General features: G+C 61.3%; 21 protein-coding genes. 14 read left to right on the top strand and 7 right to left on the bottom strand.

Annotation, left to right across the window (positions count from 1 at the left end):
* The first annotated feature begins 260 nt into the window (after positions 1-260).
* A complete protein-coding gene (locus JTY93_RS25050) occupies positions 261-2,075 on the top strand; it encodes a flavin monoamine oxidase family protein (RefSeq protein ID WP_205518956.1) in 1,815 nt (604 codons plus the stop codon).
* Positions 2,076-2,121: 46 nt separating this feature from the next.
* On the opposite strand, the gene JTY93_RS25045 is transcribed toward JTY93_RS25050, so the two are convergent.
* Positions 2,122-3,162 carry a threonine aldolase family protein gene (locus JTY93_RS25045; RefSeq protein ID WP_029296975.1) on the bottom strand — a complete coding sequence of 347 codons (1,041 nt, stop codon included), beginning with the start codon at positions 3,160-3,162 and terminating at the stop codon, positions 2,122-2,124.
* Positions 3,163-3,252: 90 nt separating this feature from the next.
* Between JTY93_RS25045 and JTY93_RS25040 the strand changes: the two genes are divergently transcribed.
* The 8 genes from JTY93_RS25040 (at position 3,253) to fdhA (ending at position 13,217) form a co-directional block, all read left to right on the top strand.
* Complete coding sequence (locus JTY93_RS25040; RefSeq protein ID WP_205478099.1) at positions 3,253-3,981, top strand: TraX family protein; 729 nt, start codon at positions 3,253-3,255, stop codon at positions 3,979-3,981.
* A 236-nt stretch (positions 3,982-4,217) separates the two neighbouring features.
* Complete coding sequence (locus tag JTY93_RS25035) at positions 4,218-5,471, top strand: serine hydroxymethyltransferase (RefSeq protein ID WP_169389960.1); 1,254 nt, start codon at positions 4,218-4,220, stop codon at positions 5,469-5,471.
* A 22-nt stretch (positions 5,472-5,493) separates the two neighbouring features.
* Positions 5,494-6,744 (top strand): sarcosine oxidase subunit beta, encoded by a 1,251-nt coding sequence (locus JTY93_RS25030; RefSeq protein ID WP_010207084.1) that lies wholly within the window; start codon positions 5,494-5,496, stop codon positions 6,742-6,744.
* A gap of 15 nt (positions 6,745-6,759) precedes the next feature.
* On the top strand, positions 6,760-7,062 hold the full coding sequence (locus tag JTY93_RS25025; protein ID WP_003194855.1) for a sarcosine oxidase subunit delta: 303 nt from the start codon (positions 6,760-6,762) through the stop codon (positions 7,060-7,062).
* A complete protein-coding gene (locus tag JTY93_RS25020) occupies positions 7,059-10,076 on the top strand; it encodes a sarcosine oxidase subunit alpha (RefSeq protein ID WP_205478093.1) in 3,018 nt (1,005 codons plus the stop codon). Before JTY93_RS25025 ends, JTY93_RS25020 begins: the two co-directional genes overlap by 4 nt.
* A 125-nt stretch (positions 10,077-10,201) precedes the next feature.
* The gene (locus JTY93_RS25015; protein ID WP_205478092.1) at positions 10,202-10,834 is read left to right on the top strand and encodes a sarcosine oxidase subunit gamma; all 633 of its coding nucleotides are present in this window, start codon (positions 10,202-10,204) and stop codon (positions 10,832-10,834) included.
* Positions 10,835-10,976: 142 nt separating this feature from the next.
* Positions 10,977-11,834: a formyltetrahydrofolate deformylase gene (gene purU / locus JTY93_RS25010; protein WP_029296961.1), complete on the top strand. Its 858-nt coding sequence runs from the start codon at positions 10,977-10,979 to the stop codon at positions 11,832-11,834.
* A gap of 183 nt (positions 11,835-12,017) precedes the next feature.
* A complete protein-coding gene (fdhA, locus tag JTY93_RS25005; RefSeq protein ID WP_038443950.1) occupies positions 12,018-13,217 on the top strand; it encodes a formaldehyde dehydrogenase, glutathione-independent in 1,200 nt (399 codons plus the stop codon).
* A 131-nt stretch (positions 13,218-13,348) separates the two neighbouring features.
* On the opposite strand, the gene JTY93_RS25000 is transcribed toward fdhA, so the two are convergent.
* Positions 13,349-13,807 (bottom strand): anti-sigma factor domain-containing protein, encoded by a 459-nt coding sequence (locus JTY93_RS25000; RefSeq protein WP_169999452.1) that lies wholly within the window; start codon positions 13,805-13,807, stop codon positions 13,349-13,351.
* A 182-nt stretch (positions 13,808-13,989) separates the two neighbouring features.
* Here JTY93_RS25000 and JTY93_RS24995 point away from each other — a divergent pair, with 182 nt between their 5' ends.
* Entirely contained in the window at positions 13,990-14,559 is a 570-nt protein-coding gene (locus JTY93_RS24995; protein ID WP_205478091.1) for a DUF2780 domain-containing protein, read from the top strand.
* On the opposite strand, the gene yihG is transcribed toward JTY93_RS24995, so the two are convergent.
* Positions 14,556-15,443, bottom strand: coding sequence for a 1-acylglycerol-3-phosphate O-acyltransferase, YihG family (gene yihG, locus JTY93_RS24990; RefSeq protein ID WP_205478090.1), 888 nt, complete (start codon positions 15,441-15,443; stop codon positions 14,556-14,558). The two genes, JTY93_RS24995 and yihG, sit on opposite strands and share 4 nt — an antisense overlap.
* A gap of 175 nt (positions 15,444-15,618) precedes the next feature.
* Here yihG and rloA2 point away from each other — a divergent pair, with 175 nt between their 5' ends.
* From rloA2 to creD, 4 genes are read left to right on the top strand one after another with little or no spacing between them, the layout of a single operon-like run.
* Positions 15,619-16,119 (top strand): retropepsin-like aspartic peptidase RloA2, encoded by a 501-nt coding sequence (gene rloA2 / locus JTY93_RS24985; RefSeq protein WP_205478089.1) that lies wholly within the window; start codon positions 15,619-15,621, stop codon positions 16,117-16,119.
* A gap of 58 nt (positions 16,120-16,177) precedes the next feature.
* On the top strand, positions 16,178-16,855 hold the full coding sequence (gene creB / locus JTY93_RS24980) for a two-component system response regulator CreB (protein WP_205478088.1): 678 nt from the start codon (positions 16,178-16,180) through the stop codon (positions 16,853-16,855).
* On the top strand, positions 16,855-18,294 hold the full coding sequence (creC, locus tag JTY93_RS24975; protein WP_205478087.1) for a two-component system sensor histidine kinase CreC: 1,440 nt from the start codon (positions 16,855-16,857) through the stop codon (positions 18,292-18,294). The genes creB and creC overlap by 1 nt, the downstream gene beginning before the upstream one ends.
* A 51-nt stretch (positions 18,295-18,345) precedes the next feature.
* Positions 18,346-19,719, top strand: a complete 1,374-nt coding sequence (gene creD / locus JTY93_RS24970; RefSeq protein WP_205478086.1) for a cell envelope integrity protein CreD — start codon at positions 18,346-18,348, stop codon at positions 19,717-19,719.
* Positions 19,720-19,867: 148 nt separating this feature from the next.
* Here creD and JTY93_RS24965 read toward each other — a convergent pair whose 3' ends face one another.
* The 4 genes from JTY93_RS24965 to JTY93_RS24955 form a co-directional block, all read right to left on the bottom strand.
* Positions 19,868-20,497, bottom strand: a complete 630-nt coding sequence (locus JTY93_RS24965; protein ID WP_169999445.1) for a glutathione S-transferase family protein — start codon at positions 20,495-20,497, stop codon at positions 19,868-19,870.
* Between the two features lie 164 nt (positions 20,498-20,661).
* Positions 20,662-20,841 carry a hypothetical protein gene (locus JTY93_RS29470; protein ID WP_240344475.1) on the bottom strand — a complete coding sequence of 60 codons (180 nt, stop codon included), beginning with the start codon at positions 20,839-20,841 and terminating at the stop codon, positions 20,662-20,664.
* The gene (locus JTY93_RS24960; protein ID WP_205478085.1) at positions 20,838-21,941 is read right to left on the bottom strand and encodes a PepSY-associated TM helix domain-containing protein; all 1,104 of its coding nucleotides are present in this window, start codon (positions 21,939-21,941) and stop codon (positions 20,838-20,840) included. Before JTY93_RS24960 ends, JTY93_RS29470 begins: the two co-directional genes overlap by 4 nt.
* A gap of 71 nt (positions 21,942-22,012) precedes the next feature.
* The gene (locus tag JTY93_RS24955) at positions 22,013-24,442 is read right to left on the bottom strand and encodes a TonB-dependent siderophore receptor (RefSeq protein WP_205478084.1); all 2,430 of its coding nucleotides are present in this window, start codon (positions 24,440-24,442) and stop codon (positions 22,013-22,015) included.
* Positions 24,443-24,527: the final 85 nt, after the last annotated feature.

The following is a 24,527-nucleotide window of genomic DNA, read 5'->3' as shown; positions in this document are numbered from 1 at the left end:
TCACGGTTTATTTTTATAGGGGGTGAGTGCCGGAGCATCGGGTAACTGGCGGGCCAATTGAATCGCGATCTATAAATAATTACTTCAGACTTTCCTTAAGTAATGCTTTTTTGCGGGCGGCGATGGAACCGCTCTGTCTTATTGCAAAGCGATATAACCAGGGTGCGGTCGGTCTTCTAGTCTGGTTTTTAGTCCCGTCGCAGTCGCCTTTAGCCTTGTCGTAAAGGGTGGACGCTCACCCAATCTGCAAGGAAGCCACCATGTCTGCGATTCCCTCCCGTTCCCAGGGGGCCCAGCGCCTGTTGAACAAAAACGTCACGGCGCTGATTCCTGATTTTCCGTTCCATTACGCCCGCTATCTGTGGCAGGCGGCAATCCTCAAGAAACCCCTGGGCCATGTCGCGCCACAGCATTATGGCGAGCAGGTGTTGATCGTCGGGGCCGGCGTGTCCGGTCTGGTAGCTGCCTACGAGGCGATGCGCATGGGCCTGCATCCGGTGGTGGTCGAAGCCTCGGGGCGCATTGGTGGGCGCCTGTTTGCTCATGTGCTGGGTGACCGCAACGACCCGCAGGGCCGGGTGATCTGTGAACTGGGGGCCATGCGCTTTCCCAAGTCCGGCAAGGCGTTGATGCACTACTTCAATAAGGTCGGCATGGGCGGCAATTCGACGGACTTCCCCAACCCCGGCTCGGCGGCTGCGCCCAGCACGGTTGTCGATTACAAGAACCAGCAGACGTACTACGAGGGCAATGATCTGCCGGACCAATACAAACGCATTGAGGATATGTTCTTCGGCCAATTTCTGGAGCAGGACCCGATTCGCTTTACCGACATGGAAAACGCGATGCAGGAAAGTGCGGTGAACCAGGCTGAAATCAAGGCCATCTGGAACACGATCCTGCGGTCGGGATGGGATGACCTGAGCTTCTACGCCGCCATGGTTGAGCAGGCCAAATGGACTCGGGAAGACATCGACCTGTTTGGCCAGATCGGTTTCGGCACCGGCGGCTGGAACACCGACTACCCGAACTGCTTTCTCGAAGTGCTGCGGGTGCTTTATACCGGCCTGGATACCAATCACTCCTTGATGTACGACGGTTCCAGCGAGCTGCCCCTGCGCTTGTGGAGCGGCACGCCGGCATCGTTTGGTGACACCCAGGTCCATTGGCCGGCAGACACGACCGTGGAGAGCCTGACGCGTCGCGAGATCGCTGACCCGCTGCATCAGGAGGTCCGGCAGATCCAGCGTCTGTCCGGTGGCTCATTCAAGGTGTACCTGTATGACAACCAGCTGAATACGGGTACCGAGCGCAATTTTAAAAGTGTGGTCTACACGCCTCACGTGCGGGTGCTCGACAAGTTCCGCTACATGGACGGCAAGGACCGTTTTAACCTGATGGACAACTTGCTGGCCCCAGAGACCTGGGAGGCGGTGATGTACACCCATTACATGCAGTCGGCGAAGATCTTTGCCACCACCCAGCGGCCATTTTGGAATGATGCCCAGAACGGTCGCTACAAGATGAGCGTGACCTTGTCGGATCGCCTGACCCGAGGCACCTACCTGTTGGACTACGGTTTGGGCAATGGGGCGAGCACGGGCTGCGGTATGTTCCTCTCATATACCTGGAACGATGACAGCCTGAAGTTCCTGGGCGATCGCAGCGCGCCGTTGCCGACCCATGTGCAGTTGTGTACCACCTTGCTGGATACGGTGTACGCCGATACGCAACTGGACCTGGCGGCCGAGTTCGGCATGGTTGATCCGTTTATCGAGATCAACTGGGAAGACGAGCCGTTTTACCTGGGGGCCTTCAAGATGAACCTGCCGGGGCAGTATGAGTATCAGCGCCTGCTGTTTTCCCAGTTCATGAACGGTGTAGAGGGGGGAGAGCCGGACGGTTTTATTCTGTCGGGAGATGACATTTCCTGGACCGGGGGCTGGGCCGAGGGCGCTGTGACCACGGCCTTGAATGCGGTGAACAAGCTGGCGGTCATCTTTGAGGGCGGGACAATCGAAAACAATCCCGGGCCTATTGATCAGTGGGATGCTTTGCAACCCTTGAAACTGTAGAGGCTGGCGGCGAGGAGGCTGTTGTGGCAAGCCCCCTCGCCACAGGTCAGGCGCCCATCACTTCGCGTATATCCGCCGCAAGTTCGCGTACCCGTTCTTCTTCGGTATCCCACGCGCACATGAAGCGTGCGCCGCCCTTGCCGATAAAGGTGTAGAAGCGCCAGCCCTTGGCCGTCAGCGCGGCGATGGCCGGCTCCGAGAGTTGCAGGAACACGCCGTTGGCCTGCACCGGGAACATCAATTCCACGCCGGGAATGTCCGCCACCAGGCTGCTGAGCAACTGCGCGCAGTGGTTGGCGTGGCGTGCGTGCTTGAGCCAGGCGTCGTTTTCCAGCAGGCCGACCCATGGCGCTGACAGGAAGCGCATTTTCGAGGCCAGTTGGCCGGCCTGTTTGCAGCGATAGTCGAAGTCTTCCGCCAGCTTGTGGTTAAAGAACAGGATCGCCTCACCCACCGCCATGCCGTTCTTGGTGCCGCCAAAACACAGCACATCCACCCCGGCTTTCCAGGTCAGGTCGGCCGGCGAGCAGCCGAGGAAGGCGCAGGCGTTGGAGAAGCGTGCGCCATCCATATGCAGGTTCAGCCCCAGCTCCTTGCAGGTGACACTGATGGCGCGGATTTCATCCGGTGTGTACACGCTGCCCACTTCGGTGGCCTGGGTCAGGGTCACGACGCGGGGCTTGGGGTAGTGGATATCCTGGCGCTTGAGGGCGATCTCACGGATCGACTCGGGGGTCAGCTTGCCATTCTCGGTGCGCGCGGTGAGCAGCTTGGAACCGTTGGAGAAGAACTCCGGTGCGCCGCATTCGTCGGTCTCGACGTGGGCGGTTTCCGAGCAAATCACGCTATGGTAGCTCTGGCACAGCGAAGACAGGGCCAGGGAGTTGGCCGCCGTACCGTTGAAGGCGAAGAACACTTCACAATCGGTTTCAAACAGTTTGCGGAAACCGTCGGCGGCGCGGTGGGTCCATTCATCGTCGCCATAGGCGCGTTGATGGCCCTGGTTGGCGAGCTCCATGGCGGCCCAGGCTTCCGGGCAGATACCCGAATAGTTGTCACTGGCAAATTGTTGGCTCTTGTCGGTCATGGCCCGTTCCTGTGGTCGATATTGGTGCGCACTTTAACCAAGAATATCCGGCGGGCGCACGCACTGTTAATGCAAAGTCTCTGGGGAATTATGCACGGTACTGAAACGATTCCTGTAAGGCGCGGCCGCGATGGCGCCCTGGACCTGCTCAAATGGCTGGCGCTGCTGAGCATGGTGCTCGATCACCTGCGCTATATCGGTTTGAGCCTCGATGGCCTGTACGTGCCGGGACGCCTGGCGTTCCCGTGGTTTTGCCTGGCGATTGCGGCGAACCTGCACCGGGTCAAGGATGGGCCGACGATCTTTCAATGGCGTTACCTGGGCTGGTTGCTGCTGTTCAGCGTGATCAGCGAGGTGCCCTATCGGATGTTTATCGAGGATGCCGATACATTGAATGTGCTGCCGACCCTGGCGCTGGGTTTGCTGGTTGCACGAGGATGGCAGCAAAAGACGCTTTTTGATCGAGGATTGGCGCTGATCGCCTTGTTGTTGGCGGCGGTATTTTCGTCGAGCCTGATGTTCGGATTTTTTGGTGTATTGCTGCCGTTGGCGATGCTGTTGGTGTTCAGTCGCCCGTGGTATTTGAGCGTGTTGCCGGGGTTGGTGTGTGTAGCTGCCAATCAATGGCAGGTCTTACTCAATAGCGGCAATCTCGTCGCGATGCTCGGGTTGGCCACATGCCTGATTGCGCCATTGGCCGGATTGGTCTTGTTGCGACAGGTCACACATGTCTCACCGCCGGCTATGCGGCGCTGGGCGTATGCACTTTATCCCGCGCATTTCTTACTGCTGCTACTCCTTCGAAAGGTCATCACATAGTCCCTGTGGGAGCGGGCTTGCTCGCGAATGCGGTGGACCAGCCAATGCATGTGCTGCCTGACACACCGCATTCGCGAGCAAGCCCGCTCCCACATTTGTTCGGTGTTGTTCTGGTCATGTCGTAAACGCACCTTTGCGTGGCGTGCGTAGGCATTTGACCTGCCTGCGCCAGCCCTACCATCGCATCAAAGGGCCCTGCACGGGCCTCAACAATACGAAAGGCTGGGAGAGACGCGATGTTCAGCAAACAAGACCAGATCCAGGGATATGACGACGCACTGCTGGCGGCCATGAATGCCGAGGAGCAGCGTCAGGAAGATCATATCGAGCTGATCGCGTCGGAGAACTACACCAGCAAGCGTGTGATGGAAGCTCAAGGCAGCGGCCTCACCAACAAATACGCCGAAGGCTACCCTGGCAAGCGCTACTACGGCGGCTGCGAGCATGTGGATAAAGTCGAGGCCCTGGCCATCGAGCGCGCCAAGCAGCTGTTCGGCGCCGATTACGCCAACGTGCAACCGCACTCCGGTTCGTCCGCCAACAGCGCCGTGTACCTGGCGCTGATCAATGCCGGCGACACCATTCTGGGCATGAGCCTGGCCCACGGCGGTCACCTGACCCACGGCGCCAAGGTGTCGTCCTCGGGCAAGCTGTACAACGCCGTGCAGTACGGCATCAACACCGACACCGGCCTGATCGACTACGACGAAGTCGAGCGCCTGGCCGTGGAGCACAAGCCGAAAATGGTCGTGGCCGGTTTCTCTGCCTACTCCAAGACCCTGGATTTTCCGCGCTTTCGCCAGATCGCCGACAAGGTGGGCGCGCTGCTGTTCGTCGACATGGCCCACGTCGCAGGCTTGGTTGCCGCCGGCCTGTACCCGAACCCGCTGCCGTACGCCGATGTGGTGACCACCACCACCCACAAGACCCTGCGCGGTCCACGGGGTGGCCTGATCCTGGCCAAGTCCAACGAAGAGATTGAGAAAAAACTCAACTCCGCCGTGTTCCCAGGCGCACAGGGCGGCCCGCTGATGCACGTGATCGCGGGCAAGGCTGTGTGCTTCAAGGAGGCGATGGAGCCAGGCTTCAAAGCTTATCAACAGCAGGTGATCGACAACGCCCAGGCCATGGCCAGCGTGTTTATCAAGCGTGGCTACGACGTAGTGTCCGGCGGCACCGATAACCACCTGTTCCTGGTCAGCCTGATCCGCCAAGGCCTCACCGGCAAGGACGCAGACGCCGCCCTCGGTCGCGCCCATATCACCGTCAACAAGAACGCCGTGCCCAATGACCCGCAGTCGCCATTTGTGACCTCGGGCCTGCGCATCGGCACTCCGGCGGTGACCACACGCGGTTTTAAAGTGGCGCAGTGCGTCGAGTTGGCTGGCTGGATCTGCGACATCCTCGACAACCTCGGCGATGCCGATGTCGAGGCCAACGTGGCCAAGCACGTGTCTGCCCTGTGCGCTGATTTCCCGGTTTATCGCTGAGCGCGGTTTTGGAGTAATGACTATGCAACGCTACTCAGGCTTCGGCCTCTTCAAGCACTCACTCAGCCACCACGAAAACTGGCAGAAGATGTGGCGCACGCCGACCCCTAAAAAGGTGTACGACGTGGTCATTGTCGGCGGCGGCGGGCATGGTCTGGCGACCGCTTATTACCTGGCCAAGGAACACGGGATCACCAACGTGGCCGTGGTCGAGAAAGGTTGGCTGGGCGGCGGTAACACCGCGCGCAACACCACCATCGTGCGTTCCAACTACCTGTGGGATGAGTCGGCGCACCTGTATGAACACGCGATGAAGCTCTGGGAAGGTCTGTCCCAGGACTTGAACTACAACGTGATGTTCTCCCAGCGCGGCGTCTACAACCTGTGCCACACCCTGCAGGACATCCGTGATTCCGAGCGCCGCGTGAGTGCCAACCGCCTCAATGGCGTGGACGGCGAGCTGCTCAACGCCAAGCAAGTGGCCGACGAGATCCCGTACCTCGATTGCTCGAAAAACACCCGCTACCCGGTCCTCGGCGCTACCGTGCAACGGCGCGGCGGCGTGGCCCGTCACGATGCCGTGGCCTGGGGTTTTGCCCGCGCCGCCGACGCCCTGGGTGTGGACCTGATCCAGCAGACCGAAGTGATCGGCTTTCGCAAGGAAAACGGCGTGTGCATCGGTGTCGAAACCAACAAAGGCTTTATCGGCGCCAAGCGCGTCGGTGTGGTCACCGCCGGTAACTCCGGCCACATGGCTTCGCTCGCCGGTTTCCGCCTGCCGATCGAATCCCACCCGCTGCAAGCGTTGGTGTCGGAGCCGATCAAGCCGATTATCGACAGCGTGATCATGTCCAACGCCGTGCACGGTTACATCAGCCAGTCCGACAAGGGCGACCTGGTGATCGGCGCCGGTATCGACGGCTACAACGGCTACGGCCAGCGCGGCTCATACCCGGTGATCGAACACACCATCCAGGCCATCGTCGAGATGTTCCCGGTGCTGTCGCGGGTGCGCATGAACCGCCAGTGGGGCGGCATCGTCGACACCACGCCGGACGCCTGCCCGATCATCTCCAAGACCCCCGTGCCGAACATGTTCTTCAACTGCGGTTGGGGCACCGGTGGCTTCAAGGCCACCCCCGGCTCAGGCAACGTGTTTGCCGCGAGCCTGGCCAAGGGTGAAATGCACCCGTTGGCGGCACCTTTCTCCATCGACCGTTTCCACAACGGTGCGCTGATCGACGAACACGGCGCTGCGGCCGTCGCCCACTAACAGGAGAAATTCCCTATGTTGCATATCTTCTGTCCTCACTGTGGCGAACTGCGCTCCGAAGAGGAATTCCACGCGTCCGGCCAAGCGCACATCCCGCGCCCGCTGGACCCGAATGCCTGCACCGACGAGCAGTGGGGCGACTACATGTTCTTCCGCGACAACCCGCGCGGCCTGCATCACGAACTGTGGATCCATGCCGCCGGTTGCCGCCAATATTTCAACGCGACCCGCGACACCGTGACCTACGAAATTCTTGAAACCTACAAGATCGGCGAGAAGCCACAATTCACCGCCAAGGCTTCTGGAGAGAAGGTATGAGCCAGATCAATCGCCTGTCCAACGGTGGCCGCATTGACCGTAATAAAGTCCTGACGTTTACCTTCAACGGCCAGAGCTACAAAGGCTTTGAAGGCGACACCCTGGCTGCAGCCTTGCTGGCCAACGGCGTGGATGTCATCGGCCGCAGCTTCAAATACTCGCGCCCACGCGGCATCTTTGCTGCGGGCGCTGAAGAGCCAAACGCGGTGCTGCAGATCGGTGCCACCGAAGCCACGCAAATCCCCAACGTGCGCGCCACGCAACAGGCGCTGTACCAAGGCCTGGTCGCAACCAGCACCAACGGCTGGCCGAGCGTGAACAACGACATGATGGGCATTCTCGGCAAGGTCGGCGGCAAGCTGATGCCGCCGGGTTTCTACTACAAAACCTTCATGTACCCGCAATCGTTCTGGATGACCTACGAGAAGTACATCCGCAAGGCCGCAGGGCTGGGTCGCTCGCCGACCGAGAACGATCCGGACACCTACGACTACATGAACCGCCATTGCGACGTGCTGATCGTCGGTGCCGGGCCCGCTGGCCTGTCGGCGGCCCTGGCGGCTGCGCGCAGTGGTGCGCGGGTGATCATCGCCGATGAGCAGGAAGAGTTCGGCGGGTCGTTGCTCGACTCCCGTGAAAGCCTCGACGGCAAGCCGGCGGCCGAGTGGGTCGCCAGTGTGATTGCCGAGCTCAAGGCGTTGCCGGATGTGGTGCTGCTGCCTCGCGCCACCGTCAACGGCTATCACGACCATAACTTCCTGACCATCCACGAGCGCCTCACCGATCACCTCGGCGACCGTGCGCCGATCGGCGTGGTGCGCCAGCGTATCCACCGTGTGCGTGCCAAGCGCGTGGTGCTGGCGACCGGTGCGTGCGAGCGCCCGCTGGTGTACGGCAATAACGACGTGCCGGGCAACATGCTGGCGGGTGCGGTGTCGACTTACGTGCGCCGTTACGGCGTGGCGCCGGGTAAAAAGCTGGTGCTGTCGACCAACAACGATCACGCCTACCGCGTGGCGCTGGACTGGTTTGACGCGGGCCTCAGCGTTGTCGCCGTGGCCGATGCTCGCCACAACCCACGCGGTGCGCTGGTGGAAGAAGCCCGTGCCAAAGGCATTCGCATCCTCACCGGCAGCGCCGTGATCGAAGCCCGTGGCAGCAAGCACGTGACTGGTGCGCGTGTGGCGGCTATCGATGTCAAAGCCCACACCGTCACCAGCCCTGGCGAATGGCTCGATTGCGACCTGGTAGCCAGCTCCGGCGGCTACAGCCCGGTGGTTCACCTGGCCTCGCACCTGGGCGGCAAGCCGACCTGGCGTGAAGATATCCTCGGTTTTGTACCGGGCGAAGCACCGCAGAAACGTGTGTGCGTCGGTGGCATCAACGGCGTCTACGGCTTGGGTGATTCCCTGGCTGACGGCTTTGAGGGTGGCGTGCGTGCCGCCAGCGAAGCCGGGTTTGCCGCGGTGGAAGGTACGCTGCCCAAGGCCCTGACGCGCCTGGAAGAGCCAACCCTGGCGCTGTTCCAGGTGCCGCACGAGAAGGCCACTGCACGGGCGCCCAAACAATTTGTCGACCTGCAAAACGACGTCACCGCCGCCGCCATCGAACTGGCGACCCGCGAGGGCTTCGAGTCGGTGGAACACGTCAAGCGCTACACCGCGCTGGGCTTCGGCACCGACCAAGGCAAGCTGGGCAACGTCAACGGCCTGGCCATTGCTGCGCGTTCGCTGAACGTGACCATCCCGCAGATGGGCACCACCATGTTCCGCCCCAACTACACGCCGGTGACTTTCGGCGCCGTGGCGGGCCGGCACTGTGGGCATATCTTCGAGCCGGTGCGCTACACCGCGCTGCAAGCCTGGCACGTCAAAAACGGCGCCGAGTTCGAGGATGTCGGCCAGTGGAAACGCCCGTGGTACTTCCCGCGCAACGGTGAAGACCTGCACGCCGCAGTCAAGCGCGAATGCCTGGCCGTGCGCGACAGCGTCGGCCTGCTGGATGCCTCGACCCTGGGCAAGATCGATATCCAGGGCCCGGATGCCCGTGAGTTCCTTAACCGCATTTACAGCAATGCCTGGACCAAGCTCGACGTGGGCAAGGCGCGCTACGGCCTGATGTGCAAGGAAGACGGCATGGTCTTCGACGATGGCGTGACCGCGTGCCTGGCGGACAATCACTTCCTGATGACCACCACCACCGGCGGCGCCGCCCGTGTGCTGCAGTGGCTGGAAATCTACCAGCAGACCGAATGGCCGGACCTGAAGGTGTACTTCACTTCGGTCACCGACCACTGGGCGACCATGACCCTGTCCGGCCCCAACAGCCGCAAGCTGTTGAGCGAAGTCACCGACATCGACCTGGACAAGGACGGCTTCCCGTTCATGACCTGGAAAGAAGGCCTGGTGGGCGGCGTGCCGGCGCGGGTGTTCCGTATCTCGTTTACCGGTGAGCTGTCGTACGAAGTCAACGTGCAGGCCGACTACGCCATGGGCGTGCTGGAACAGATCGTCGAGGCCGGCAAGCAATACAACCTGACCCCGTACGGCACCGAGACCATGCACGTACTGCGGGCCGAGAAGGGCTTCATCATCGTCGGCCAGGATACCGACGGCTCGATGACTCCGGATGACCTGAACATGGGCTGGTGCGTAGGCCGTACCAAACCGTTTTCGTGGATCGGCTGGCGTGGGATGAACCGCGAAGATTGCGTGCGTGAAGAACGTAAGCAACTGGTGGGCTTGAAGCCGATTGATCCGAAGGTGTGGCTGCCGGAAGGCGCGCAACTGGTGTTTGATCCGAAGCAGACGATTCCGATGAAGATGGTCGGTCACGTCACCTCCAGCTATGCGCACAACTCCCTGGGGTATTCGTTTGCGATGGCGGTGGTCAAGGGTGGCTTGAAGCGTATGGGCGAGCGGGTGTTTTCACCGCAGGCGGATGGCAGCGTGATCGAGGCCGAGATTGTGTCTTCGGTGTTCTTCGACCCTAAAGGCGACCGGCAGAACATCTGATAGACCGAGGCGCGGCCTTCGCGAGCAAGCCCGCTCCCACAGGGGAGCTGTATTCCAAAATGTGGGAGCGGGCTTGCTCGCGATGGCGGCAGTAGCCGCACAACAGAATTCAAGAAAGGTGCTTTATGACCGCAGCCAATGTGTACCAACAACGCCCCACCGCCGGCGCCAAGGCCGAGTCGTCGCTGCACCATGCCGACCTCGCCAGCCTGGTCGGCAAGGGCCGCAAGAACGCCGGCGTGACCGTGCGTGAAAAGAAACTCCTTGGCCACCTGACCCTCCGTGGCGATGGTCATGACGCCGCGTTTGCCGCTGGCGTACACAAGGCCCTGGGCATCGAGTTGCCCGGCGCCCTGACAGTGATCGTCAAGGGCGAAACCAGCCTGCAATGGCTCGGCCCGGATGAGTGGCTATTGATCGTGCCAAGCGGTGAAGAATTCGCCGCCGAGCAAAACCTGCGTGCCGCCCTGGGGGATTTGCATATCCAGATCGTCAATGTCAGCGGCGGCCAGCAGATCCTTGAGCTCAGCGGCCCGAACGTGCGCGATGTGCTGATGAAGTCCACCAGCTACGACGTGCACCCCGACAACTTCCCCGTAGGCAAGGCGGTGGGCACGGTGTTCGCCAAGTCGCAACTGGTGATCCGGCATACCGCCGAGGACACGTGGGAGCTGCTGATTCGTCGCAGCTTCTCGGATTATTGGTGGTTGTGGTTGCAGGATGCGGCGGCCGAATACGGCCTGAATGTCCAAGCCTGATATGACCCTGTAGGAGCGAGCTTGCTCGCGAAAAACGTCAACGAAAACGCGCGCATCCTGAATGAACGCGGCGCCCTTGGATTTTTCGCGAGCAAGCTCACTCCTACAGTAAGCCGCATCGCTGTATGAGGAGTTAACTGTAATGAGCCGCGCACCCGATACATGGATTTTGACCGCCGATTGCCCCAGCGTGCTCGGCACGGTGGACGCGGTCACCCGCTATCTGTTCGAACAGGGCTGCTACGTCACCGAGCACCATTCGTTCGATGATCGCCTCTCGGGGCGCTTTTTTATCCGCGTGGAATTCCGTCAACCCGATGGCTTCGACGAGCAGGGTTTTCGCGATGGCCTGGCCACCCGTGGCGAAGCCTTTGGGATGATTTTCGAGCTGACGGCGCCTAATTACCGGCCAAAAGTGGTGATCATGGTCTCCAAGGCCGATCACTGCCTCAACGACCTGCTGTATCGCCAGCGCATCGGCCAACTTTCGATGGATGTGGTCGCGGTGGTGTCCAACCACCCTGATCTCAAACCCCTGGCCGACTGGCACCAGATTCCCTACTACCATTTCCCCCTCGACCCCAACGACAAACCGTCCCAGGAGCGTCAGGTGTGGCAGGTGATTGAAGAGGCCGGCGCCGAGCTGGTGATCCTTGCGCGCTACATGCAAGTGCTGTCACCGGAGTTGTGCCGCAAGCTCGATGGCAAGGCGATCAATATCCATCACTCCCTGCTGCCAGGGTTCAAGGGCGCCAAGCCGTACCACCAGGCGTACAACAAGGGGGTGAAGCTGGTCGGCGCCACGGCGCATTACATCAACAACGATCTGGATGAAGGTCCGATCATCGCTCAGGGGGTGGAGGTGGTGGACCATAGTCACTATCCCGAGGACTTGATTGCCAAGGGGCGGGATATCGAAGGGCTGACCTTGGCCCGGGCGGTGGGGTATCACATTGAGCGGCGGGTGTTTTTGAACGCCAATAGAACTGTGGTGCTCTGACGGGCGCCATCGCAGGCAAGCCAGCTCCCACATTCGACTGCATTCCACGAATGTGGGAGCGGGCTTGCCCGCGAAGAGGCCCTTACTAACAACGCAAAAAACAGCATCTGCAACCCGAGCACTTAAACGCGCTGCCCACCCAAGGGCGACGCGGTTCCATAAAAACAACAGCGAGGTGAAAGCATGTCTGGTAATCGTGGTGTCGTGTATCTCGGCAACGGTCAGGTCGAAGTACAGAAAATCGACTATCCCAAAATGCAGGACCCCCGTGGCAGGAAGATTGAGCACGGCGTCATCCTGCGCGTGGTCTCCACCAACATCTGCGGCTCCGACCAACACATGGTGCGCGGCCGCACTACCGCCCAGACGGGCCTGGTACTGGGCCATGAAATCACCGGTGAGGTGATCGAGAAGGGCAGCGACGTCGAGAACCTGAAACTCGGCGACCTGGTGTCGGTGCCATTCAACGTTGCGTGCGGGCGCTGCCGCTCCTGCAAGGAACAACACACCGGCGTCTGCCTGACCGTCAACCCGGCGCGTGCCGGTGGTGCCTACGGCTATGTGGACATGGGTGACTGGACCGGCGGCCAGGCCGAGTACGTGCTGGTGCCGTACGCCGATTTCAACCTGCTCAAACTGCCGGATCGCGACAAGGCCATGGAAAAAATCCGCGACCTGACCTGCCTCTCCGACATCCTGCCGACCGGCTATCACGGTGCCGTCACCGCTGGCGTTGGCCCGGGCAGCACCGTGTACATCGCTGGCGCCGGTCCCGTGGGCCTGGCCGCAGCGGCTTCGGCGCGCCTGTTGGGCGCGGCGGTGGTGATCATCGGTGACGTCAACCCGATCCGCCTGGCCCACGCTAAGGCCCAGGGGTTTGAAATCGCCGACTTGTCCAAGGACACGCCACTGCATGAGCAGATCGCCGCCTTGCTGGGCGAGCCGGAAGTGGATTGCGCGGTGGATTGCGTGGGCTTTGAAGCCCGTGGTCACGGGCATGATGGCGTCAAGCACGAGGCTCCGGCCACGGTACTCAACTCACTGATGGGCGTGGTGCGCGTCGCAGGCAAGATCGGCATCCCTGGCCTGTACGTCACCGAAGACCCGGGCGCGGTGGATGCTGCCGCGAAAATGGGCAGCCTGAGCATTCGTTTCGGTCTGGGCTGGGCCAAGTCCCACAGCTTCCACACCGGCCAGACCCCGGTGATGAAGTACAACCGCCAGTTGATGCAGGCAATCATGTGGGACCGCATCAACATCGCCGAAATCGTGGGCGTACAGGTGATCAGCCTGGATGACGCGCCGCGTGGCTATGGCGAGTTCGATGCCGGTGTGCCGAAGAAGTTTGTGATTGATCCGCACAAGCTGTTCAGCGCGGCGTAATCACAGCCACCGATAGCAATGTGGGAGCGGGCTTGCTCGCGAAGGCGGAGTGTCAGTCAGCGAATATGGCGACTGATACACCGCTTTCGCGAGCAAGCCCGCTCCCACATTGGTTGTGTTGTGTTTGAGCGTTAGCGAATTGCCAGCGCGCCCTGGTACACCGTCGGGCCCGTAGGCTGCTTGCTCACCGAGCCACCCTTGGTTTCCGAACTGACCATCAGTTCCACCGGCTGGCTGATGGTTTCCTGTTGACGCGGATTCAGGCCGATGATGCCTTTGCCATCCTCCGGCAACAGGCCCAGGGATACCGGTGTACCGCCGGCTGGCAGGGCCCACAGTTCGAGGCTGCGGTCCGGCTCCGGCGCGGTGGCGGCAATCGGTTGGACTTCCAGGTAATCCTTGTGCGCCATGATTTGCGCAGCCGGTTGTTGGCTGGTGCTGACCAGGGTCGCGGCGGACTTCACGCTGTCCTGTGTGTAGAGCGCGCCGCCGATACCGGCAACCACCACCACGCAGACGCCGATGAACAGACGCGGGCGGGTCCAGAATGAGGGCTTGTGCTCGATCACTGGGGGGAGGGTCGCAGTCATAAGGCTCTTCCTGACAAGTTTTGTAGTGTGTTGATTGACCCTGTGGTGGGCGATGGGTTCCTAGTGGCAGTTTGATGGTGTGGGGCCTTGGGGCTTTTCTGAACAAATCTGTGACGTGGAACAACCTAGTGGATGCTGAGTCCAACGGCTGCTTCAGCTCCTAAATTTACGAGGTTGTCTCGATGAAGATTTCACGCGGTTTTGCCCTGTCCTGCCTTCTGACCGTGGCGGCCAGCCCGGTGTTTGCAGCAGGCTTCAGCCTGGGCGATGTGGCCAACGCCGTCGCCGGTGCCCAGGGTACCAACAAGGCCGCCGCTGCTGCGCCAACGTCACAGACCGCCGGTTTGTTGGGCGCCTTGACCAAGCAATTGAATGTCACCCCGGAGCAGGCAGTCGGTGGTACCGGCGCCATGTTGGGCTTGGCCAAGAATCAGCTCAGCAGCACCGATTATTCGCAGTTGGGCAAAAGCGTACCGGGCCTGGACAAGCTGTCGGGTAGCAACGCATTGGGCAGCCTGGGCGCCCTGAGCGGCATGCTCGGCCAAACCGGCGGCAGCAAGACCAGTGGCCTCGATGGCCTGCTGGGTAACGTCAAGGACACCAACGACCTGAAAACCGCGTTCAGCGCCTTGGGCATGGACAGCGGCATGATCGGCCAGTTTGCCCCGGTGATCCTGCAATACCTGGGCGGCCAGGGTGCCGACAGTTCATTGCTTGGCAAGCTGGCCCAGGCCTGGGGTACCGGCAGCTAAGGCCGTTCGGCGCGTAGTTGGGCGATGCGCGCATCCTTCTCCATCCAGAGCTGGTTGACCCAGCTCTGGACGGTCTGGCGAAACGCCGGATCATTCTCGTAATCCCCCTGCCACAACGCTGGATCCAGCTCGCGGGTGCGGATATCGACAATCACGCGGGGCACCGCGCCGCTGATCAAATCCCAGAACCCCGGAATCTTCTCCTGTGGATACACCACGGTCACGTCGAGGATCGCATCCAGCTGTTCGCCCATCGCCGCCAGTACAAACGCCACGCCACCGGCCTTGGGCTTGAGCAGGCGGGTGAAAGGTGAGCCCTGTTGGGCACGCTTGGCTTCGGTGAAGCGCGTGCCTTCGAGGTAGTTGACCACCGTCACCGGCTGGCGCTTGAACAGCTCGCACGCCTGTTTGGTGATCTTCAGGTCCTGGCCCGCCAGTTCCGGGTGCTTGGCCAGGAACGCCTTGCTGTAGCGCTTCATGAACGGGTAATCCAGGGCCCACCAGGCCAGGCCCAGGAACGGTACCCAGATCAGTTCCTTTTTCAGGAAGAACTTGAAGAACGGCGTGCGCCGGTTGAGGGTCTGGATCAGCGCCGGGATATCCACCCAGGATTGATGGTTGCTGATCACCAGGTACGAGGTATCGACCCTCAACCCGGTATCGCCGCGAATGTCCCACTGGGTAGGAATGCACAGGGCGAAGATCAGCTTGTCGATCTCGGCCCAGGTCTCGGCGATCCACATCACGGCGCCGGAGGCGTAGTCCCGTGAACGACCGGGGGCCACCAGCTTGAGCAGGGCGAAGACCAGCAGGGGGCCGATCAGGATCAGCGTGTTGAGTAACAGCAGCAGTGTGACGAAACAGCCGGTGAGCAGGCGGCGCATAAGGAACTCTTGCAAGCGGTTGGACGGGCCATGATAAGCAGCTTGAGTCTAGAGGCCAAATCGCAAATGGCCTGACGAATGTTTCACTTTGTGTTGCGTATGCTGGGGCACGATCCAACTTTGTGCCGCGATTGCAGTCTAGTATTTGCCTACTTACCTCAAGGAATCCTCCTACGTGAAATCTCTCCTTGCCCTATTAGCCGTGGTGGCCCTGCCGGTCATGGCCGCCGAGCCGACCCTGTACGGGCGCTACGAATACATCCAGTTGCCGGAAATCGGCGAGACCTTCAAGGCCAAGATGGACACCGGTGCGCTGACCGCTTCGCTGTCGGCCCGCGACATCCAGACCTTCACCCGCGATGGCGAAGACTGGGTGCGTTTCCGCCTCAGCGGCAAGGACGTGAGCAACAAGGTTTACGAGCACAAAGTGGCGCGCATCAGCAAGATCAAGAACCGCTCCGACGAAGACGAAGACGGCGAAGAAACCAGCGTGGCCAAGCGCCCGGTGGTGGATCTGGAGATGTGCCTGGGCAACGTCAAGCGCACCGTCGAAGTCAACCTCACCGACCGCAGCAGTTTCAACTACCCGCTGTTGATCGGCGCCAAGGCCCTGCGTGAATTCGGCGCCGCCGTGAACCCGGCTCGCCGCTATACCGCCGACAAACCCGACTGCTGATTGACGCCGCATAAGGCATGGGGCACCGTTCACCTTTAGCTCCCAGTGCTCGGACGCCATGCCCCATATCCTGATTGTCGAAGACGAAGCGGCCATTGCCGATACGCTGATTTTTGCCCTGCAAGGCGAAGGCTTCACCACCACCTGGCTGACCCTCGGCCAGGCCGCGCTGGAGCATCAACGGCAGACCCCGGCAGACCTGCTGATCCTCGACATCGGCCTGCCGGACATCAGCGGTTTTGAAACCTGTAAGCAACTGCGCCGTTTCAGCGAAGTGCCGGTGATGTTCCTCAGTGCCCGCGACGGCGAAATCGACCGCGTGGTGGGCCTGGAAATCGGCGCCGATGATTATGTGGTCAAGCCCTTCAGCCCACGGGAAGTAGCAGCGCGGGTCAAGGCGATCCTCAAGCGTGTCGTGCCGGTTGCCGCGCCGACCAGCAGCGGGCTGTTCCAGGTGGACCACGAGCGGGTGCAGATCCACTATCGCGGGCAGTTGCTGGGCCTGACCCGGCATGAGTTCCGTTTGCTCAACTGCCTGCTGGAGCAGCCCGAGCGGGTCTTCAGCCGCGAGCAACTGCTCGATGCCGTCGGCGTGGCCGCCGATGCCGGCTACGAGCGCAATATCGACAGCCATATCAAAAGCCTGCGCAGCAAGTTGCGGGGCGTAGCCGCCGATGGCGAGCCGATCCAGACCCATCGGGGCCTGGGCTACAGCTACAGCCCGAGCCACGCCTGATGCGCATGGGGCTGCGGATTTTCCTGGTGTATGCGCTGTTTATCGGCCTGATCGGCTACTTTGTGCTCAACACGGTGATGAAGGAAATCCGCCCCGGCGTGCGCCAGTCCACCGAGGAAACCCTGGTGGACACCGCCAACCTGCTGGCGGAAATCCTGCGTGAGGACGTGAAGCACGGCACCCTGGGCCAAAGCCACTGGCCGACCGTGCTCAAGGCCTACGGCGAGCGCCAGCCGGGCGCGACGATCTGGGGGCTGGCGAAGAATCAAGTCAACCACCGTATCTATGTCACCGACGCCAAGGGCGTTGTGCTGCTGGACTCGGCAGGAGTGGCAGTGGGCCAGGACTACTCGAAATGGAACGACGTGTACCTGACCCTGCGCGGCGAATATGGCGCCCGCTCCACCCGCAGCGATGCCGATGATCCGGCCTCGTCGGTGATGCACGTCGGTGCGCCGATCCGTGATAACGGGCAGATCATCGGCGCGGTCACGGTGGCCAAGCCCAACAGCTCGCTGCAACCCTATGTCGACCGTACCGAGCGCCGCCTGCTGTGGTACGGCGCCGGCCTGGTGGCGCTAGGCCTGTTGCTGGGGGCGCTGTTGTCGTGGTGGCTGAGTGCTGCGCTGCGGCGCCTGACCACCTATGCCCAGGCTGTCAGCGAAGGGCGGCGCGCCGAGTTGCCGCACTATCGCGGCGGTGAGTTGGAGCAGCTGTCCACGGCGGTGGAGCACATGCGCACGCAACTGGAAGGCAAGGCCTATGTCGAGCGTTATGTGCACACCTTGACCCACGAACTGAAAAGCCCACTGGCCGCGATCCGCGGTGCGGCGGAGTTGTTGCAGGGTGAAATGACTGCGGCCCAGCAGCAGCGCTTTGTTGGCAATATCGCCAGCGAAAGCGCGCGTTTGCAGCAGTTGATCGAGCGCCTGCTGAACCTGGCCCAGGTCGAACAGCGCCAAGGGTTGGAGCAGCAAACCACCGTGCCGTTGGCCGCGTTGGTGGATGAAGTCCTCAAGGCGCAATGCGCGCGGATCGAACAGGCCGGGTTGCAGGTCGAGCGTCTGATCGGGGCTGATGTAAAGCTGTATGGCGAACCGTTCCTGCTGCGCCAGGCCTTGGGCAACCTGCTGGAAAACGCCCTGGACTTTACCCCGCCCGGCGGCACTCTGCGCTTTAGCGCCCAGGTGCGGCATCACGATGTCGATGTGTGCCTGTTCAACCAGGCCGAGCCGATCCCCGAATACGCCCTGCCACGCCTGAGCGAGCGTTTCTACTCCCTGCCGCGCCCGGTCAGCGGGCGTAAAAGCACCGGCCTGGGCCTGAACTTTGTCGAGGAAGTGATGAAGCTGCACGGCGGCTCATTGCAGATCGGCAATGTGCCGGGCGGGGTGCAAGTGGTGCTGCATCTCCACACAGTCTCCACATTGCCCTCATAAACCTCCCACAGTCCGGCGCCAGACTCTCCCCATCAAAACAGGGAGATACCCATGAACCGCAGCCTGCTATTCAAACTGGGCGCCATCGCGCTGCTGATCCTGCTATTGCTGATTCCGTTGCTGATGATCAACGGCATCATCAACGAACGCCAGGCGCTACGCGACGGCGTATTGATGGACATTGCCCGCAGCTCCAGCTACAGCCAGCAGGTGAGCGGGCCGTTGATGGTGGTGCCGTATCGCAAGACCGTGCGTGAGTGGAAGCTCAATGAAAAGCTCAACAAACGCTATGAAGTGCTCAGCGAAGAGCAAGGCCGCCTGTACTTCCTGCCGGAGCATTTCGAGCTCGACGGCAAGGTGCAAACCGAACTGCGGGCCCGGGGGATTTACCAGGCGCGGCTGTTCCATGCCGACAACCGTATCAGTGGCCGCTTTGTGTTGCCGGCGCAGATGGGGATCAAGGAAGACTTTGCCGATTACACGTTTGAACAGGCATTCCTGGCCGTTGGTATCAGTGATATCCGCGGGATCGAAAACGCCCTGAAACTGGAGCTGGGCAGCCAACGCCTGGAGTTTGCCCCGGGCACTCAAGTGAGTTTTCTTGGCGCCGGGGTGCATGTTCCGCTGCCCGCCCAGGACAGCAAGAACCCAGCGCCCCTGGACTTCGCCTTCGATCTGCGCCTGCAAGGCACCGAGCAATTGCAAGTGCTGCCGGTGGGCAAGACCAGTGTGGTCAAGCTGGCCTCCAACTGGCCCCATCCCAGCTTTGTCGGCAACTTCCTGCCGGCGCAGCGCGAGATCAACGACCAAGGGTTCAGCGCCAACTGGCAGACCTCATTTTTCTCCACCAACCTTGAGGAGGCGCTATACGGCTGCGTGGTCGGCAGTCGCTGTGAGAACTTCAATCAGCGCGGCTTTGGCGTGAACTTCATCGACCCGGTGGACCAGTACCTCAAGAGCGACCGCGCGATCAAATATGCGTTGCTGTTTATCGCCCTGACGTTCGCCGGCTTCTTCCTGTTCGAAGTGCTCAAGAGCCTGGCGGTGCACCCGATCCAGTACGCGTTGGTGGGGGTGGCCCTGGCGTTCTTCTACCTGCTGCTGTTGTCGCTGTCCGAGCATATCGGCTTTGCCCTGGCGTACCTGATCTCGGCCAGTGCCTGTGTGTTGCTGATCGGTTTTTATGTGTGCCACGTGCTGCGCAGCGTGGCCCACGGCCTGGGATTCTCGGCGGGATTGGCGGCGCTGTATGGCTTGCTGTACGGGTTGTTGAGTGCCGAGGACTACGCGTTGTTGATGGGCTCGCTGTTGCTGTTCGGGCTGCTGGGCACGGTGATGGTGCTGACACGCAAACTGGACTGGTATGGCGTGGGCAAGCGCAAGGCGAATGAGCCGTTGGAGTTTGACCTGGAGGCGGTGCAATGATCGGATTAAGGGAAGACCAGCGGGAGAGGGCGCAACTGGTGGGGAAAATCAACGCGCTGTTTCCCGAGTTGCGCGACGCCTTCGTGGCAAGTGGGTCTGTTGTGGTTGGAGGGCTCGCCACAACAAGCCCCGCTCACCACAGTAACCATCAGGCAGGCGGCTGGGTCGCCAGCATTGAAGGCCGCTGACTGACCTCGGCGTACCAGGTCGCCAGTTTGGGATTGCTCGAACGCCATTGCAGGTCCGGATGGCGAAAATCCACATAGCCCAAGGCGCAGGCGACGCTGATGGCGGCGATGTCGAAATGGCTGGCCAACTCGGCGATAGCGTCCCGCTCTAGCTCGGCCAGGGTACGGCGGATCTTGTTGCGCTGTTCTTGCAGCCAGCTTTCCCACTGCTTGTCGGCCGGGCGCAGGGCGGTTTCATAGCGCACCAGCACGGCCGCGTCCATGATCCCGTCGGCCATCGAGGCCAGGGTCAGGCGGCGCCAGCGAGCCGAGCCGTCGCGGGGGATCAGTGGGTTGCCGACGTGCTGGTGGTCGAAGTAGTCGAGGATCACCCGGCTGTCGTGCAACACATTGCCATCGGCCAGGCGCAGGGCCGGGATCTTGCCCACGGGGTTGCCTTCGTTCAGCGCAAGGATCGGGTTGACCGGCGTGACCAACACGGTCTCCAGGGCGACCCGATCTTGCTGGCCGGTTTCATGGAGCAGGACCAGGACTTTGCGGACAAACGGCGAAGCGGGGTGCTGGAACAACGTCATGCTTGGCGCGGACATGGGCAATCCTCGGAAAAGGTCGGCCATAGACTAGACAGTTGCGAGGTGACTGGCGAGGGGGATCTTGGTTGTTTTTGCGAGCCTCATCGCAGGCAAGCCAGCTCCCGCATTTGACGGAGTTCACACATCAAATTGTGGGGGCTGGCTTGCCTGCGATAGCGTCCTCACGGCCGCCGTACCAATCCCCACAGACCGATTGCTGCGGGTATCCCCAGACCAAGCCAACTGAGGGAGTCCCAAGCCCCATCCCCCAGCAACGCCGCAAACAACCCGGCAGCACTGAGCAGCCCGATGCCCAGCGGCACTCCGAACACCTTCCAGAAATTCGATTGCCGCGGCCTCATGGCTTGGCCGCCTTGCGCCGCACCAGCCACAGATACACACCGCTGCCCAGCACGATGATGGTCAGCACATCCAGGACCGCCCAGAGGATTTTCATCGGCATGCCGCCATAGTCGCCAAAGTGCAGGGGCTGGGACATGCCCATGGCGTCCATGTACCACGGCCGCCCGGCGACGGCGGTGACGCTCAGGTCGCTGGCGTCGATCAACACTGGCGTCAGCAGGTGCGAGGTCAGGTGTGTGCTGCCTTTCATGAACACCGCGTAATGGTGCTCGCTGGAAAACCGCGTACCGGGGAACGCAATAAAGTCCGGGGTCATGCCCGGCGCGACCTGTTCGGCGATTTTCAGCAGGTCAGTGGCCGGCGCCCGCAAGGTCAGCGGCGGTGCGTTCTTGTAGGGTTCGATCATCGCGGTGAGGCTGTCATTGCGCCAGGCGGCGATGATCAAGTCGGCACTGGCGCTGATCACCCCGGTGACGCCCACCACCAACGCCCAGGTCAGGGTGACGACGCCGATCAGGTTGTGCAGGTCCAGCCAGCGCAGGCGCGTGGACTTGTCCTGGCGCACGGTGGCGAACCTCAAGCGCCGCATGAACGGCAGGTACAACACCGTGCCGGAAATGATCGCCAGCACAAACAGCACACCCATGAACGCCAGCAGCAACTTGCCCGGCAGCCCGGCGAACATATCCACATGCAGGCGCAGCAGGAACATCGTCAAGCCGCCATTGGCCGACGGCATCTCCACGCTTTCGCCGGTGCGCGCGTCGAGCATAAAGGTGTGGGACGAATTGGGCTCGGTGCCGGCGGTGGCCGCCATGATTGCAATCACGCCGTTCTTGTCGTCTTCGTCCCAGGCCAGGTACTGCATGGCTTCGCCAGGGCGATGGGCCTGGGCCTTGGCCACCAGTTGCTCAAGGTTGAGCTGCGGGGTATCGGCCGGCATCTGCTTGAGCTCGGGCTCATTGCCCAGCAGGTGATCGATCTCATGGTGAAAGATCAACGGCAGACCGGTCAGCGCCAACATCAGCAGGAATACGGTGCAGATCAGGCTGGTCCAGGTGTGGATGAAGGACCAGCGGCGGATGGTTGTGCTTTTCATTTCATCGCCTTCAGACAAGCCAAAGCCGCCCATGGGAGGCGGCCTGGCTATGGAGCAGTTAGCTCAGTGCGTTACCACTGATAGGTGGCGCTGGCGACGACGCTGCGTTGGTCGCCGTAGTAGCAGTAGGAGGCATCACAGGTGGAGATGTACTGCTTATCGAACAGGTTGGTGGCGTTCAGTTTTACCGAGGCACCTTTGAGGCTATTGTCGAGGCGGCCAAGGTCGTAATGCACGGCGGCATCGAACACCGTGTAGGCATCGGCCTTGCCCAGCCAGGTGTTGCCTTGGTCGCCATAGGTGTTTCCGGTGTAGCGGGCGCCAGCGCCAATGCCGAAACCGTCGAGAACACCGTCGTGCCAGGTGTAGTCGGTCCACAGGGATGCTTGCTGGTTTGGCATCAGTTGCAGGCGGTTACCTTTGTAGATACCGGTCTGCACCTCGGATTTGGCCAGGGTGTAGGCGGCGATGACCTTGAGGTTCTCGGTCACATCAGAGATGGCTTCCAGCTCCAGGCCCTTGACCTTCACTTCGCCGGCCTGGTCGGTGATCGACTCGCCCCCCGAGCCGAATCGAGTGACCAGCACGTTTTTCTGGGTCAGGTCGTAAACCGCTGCGCTGAGCAGTGTGTTGCTACCAGGGGGCTGGTACTTGACCCCCAATTCCCATTGCTTGCCTTCGGTGGGTTTGTACGACTTGACCGGGTCAACGCTGGCGTTGCTCGCTGGCTGGAATGACTCGGCATAGGACAGGTACGGTACAAAGCCCGAGTCGAACACATAACTCAGTGCAGCGTTGCCACTGAAGTTTTTGCTGCGGTCGGTATTGGTCGCGTCACTCTTGTTGAGGTACGTGGTGCCTTGATGCACCCAGTCTTCACGTCCACCCAGGGTCAGGCGCCATTTGTCCAGGGCCATCTGGTCTTGCACATAGAGGCCGGTCTGTACGGTTTTCTGGTCGTAGTCGTAGAACGCATCCTTGCGCGCTGGGCGCACGATTGGCTGCCCGTAGACCGGGTTGTAGATGTTAACGGAACCACCGTCACCAAAAATCGATAGATAGGAGCTATTGGTGCGCTGATGATCCAGGCCGATCAGCACAGTGTGATTGATATTGCCGGTGGCGAAGTCAGCCTGGAAGTTGTTGTCCACTGCAAACTGAGCGATGTCCTCGTCCACATTGGTCGAGGTGCGGCTGATATTGCCCTCAGCGTCCACCGGGGCGTGGAAGTAAGCGCCCACGGTCAGTTGCTGGAAGGACAGCTCCGATTTGGTGTAACGCAGGTTTTGCTTGAATTGCCAGGTATCGTTGAAACGATGCTCAAAGGCGTAGCCCAATGCGTAGTAGGTACGGTCGTAGAACTCGTAGTCCGGGTCACCCAGGTTCTTGTGATGGGATACTTCGCCCAACGGAGATTTGATCTTGGTGCCCACGATCGGCAGGAACTGACTGGTGGTGCCGGTATCGTCGCGAGTGAACTGCGACAGGAAGGTCAGCTTGGTATCGGTATCGATATTCCAGGTCAGGCTCGGCGCGATGTTGTAGCGCTTGTTGTCGATGTGATCGACCTGGGTGCCGGCGTCGCGCACCACGCCACTGAGGCCATAGAGGAACTGACCTTCATCATCGATCTTGCCGGTGCTGGCGAAGTTGATCTGGCGGTAGTTGTCGCTGCCGTACTGCACCTGGATGGCATTGCTTGATTCTGCGCTGGGGCGCCGGCTGACCATATCCAGCAGACCGCCCGGTGGGGTCTGGCCGTAGACCGACGAGGCAGGGCCACGCAGCAGGGCGAGGCGGTCGAGGTTCCAGGTTTCTGCTTTCGGGTTGGCGTACACACCACGAGGCAGTGGCAGGCCATCGAGGAAATGGGTGGGTTCGAAGCCGCGTACGCGCATCCAGTCATAACGCGTGTCACTGCCATAGCTGGCGGAAACGATGCCGGGCATGTACTTGACCGCGTCATCCAGGTTCTGCACGTTGCGGTCCAGCATCTGCTGGCGGGTTGCGACGGAGATCGAACGGGGTGCTTCTACCAGCGCGGTATCAGTCTTGCTCCCCGCCGCCGTACGCGTAGCGACATAGCCATCCACCGGTCCCCAGGCGCTTTCATAGCTGCCCTGGCCAATGATGCTGGTCTCTGGCAGTGCAATTACACCCTCCGGGACGGGCACCAGGGTGAAGGTGCCGGTGCTGCTCTGCTCCAACTGCAAACCACTGCCGCGCAGGGCTTCACGCAGGGCGCCCGGGGCGTCGAACTGGCCTTTGACCGGGGCCGAGGTCTTGCCTGTTGCCAGTGCTGGGTTGAGGGTCAGTGCCAGGCCGGCCTGGCTGGCGATCTGGTTCAGGGTGCTGGCCAACGGGGCGGCTGGCAGATTGTAGGCACGCACGCTGGACGCCTGTTCGGCGGCGATTAGCGCAGTGCTGGCCAGCGGGGCGCTAAGGGCAATGGCCACGGCTAACAGGCTGGGGCGCAACAAGGTGTCTAGCGTGCGGGACATAGGGCGGCTCCGAAATGGAAATATTTCTCAATTGCCTGTTTGCCGAGCGAGAATCAAAAAGTGATAGGGGGAGGTGAAAATATTT

The organism is Pseudomonas hygromyciniae (assembly GCF_016925675.1).
GTDB classification, from domain to species: Bacteria; Pseudomonadota; Gammaproteobacteria; order Pseudomonadales; family Pseudomonadaceae; genus Aquipseudomonas; species Aquipseudomonas hygromyciniae.
This window is presented reverse-complemented; position numbering and strand designations above follow the sequence as displayed.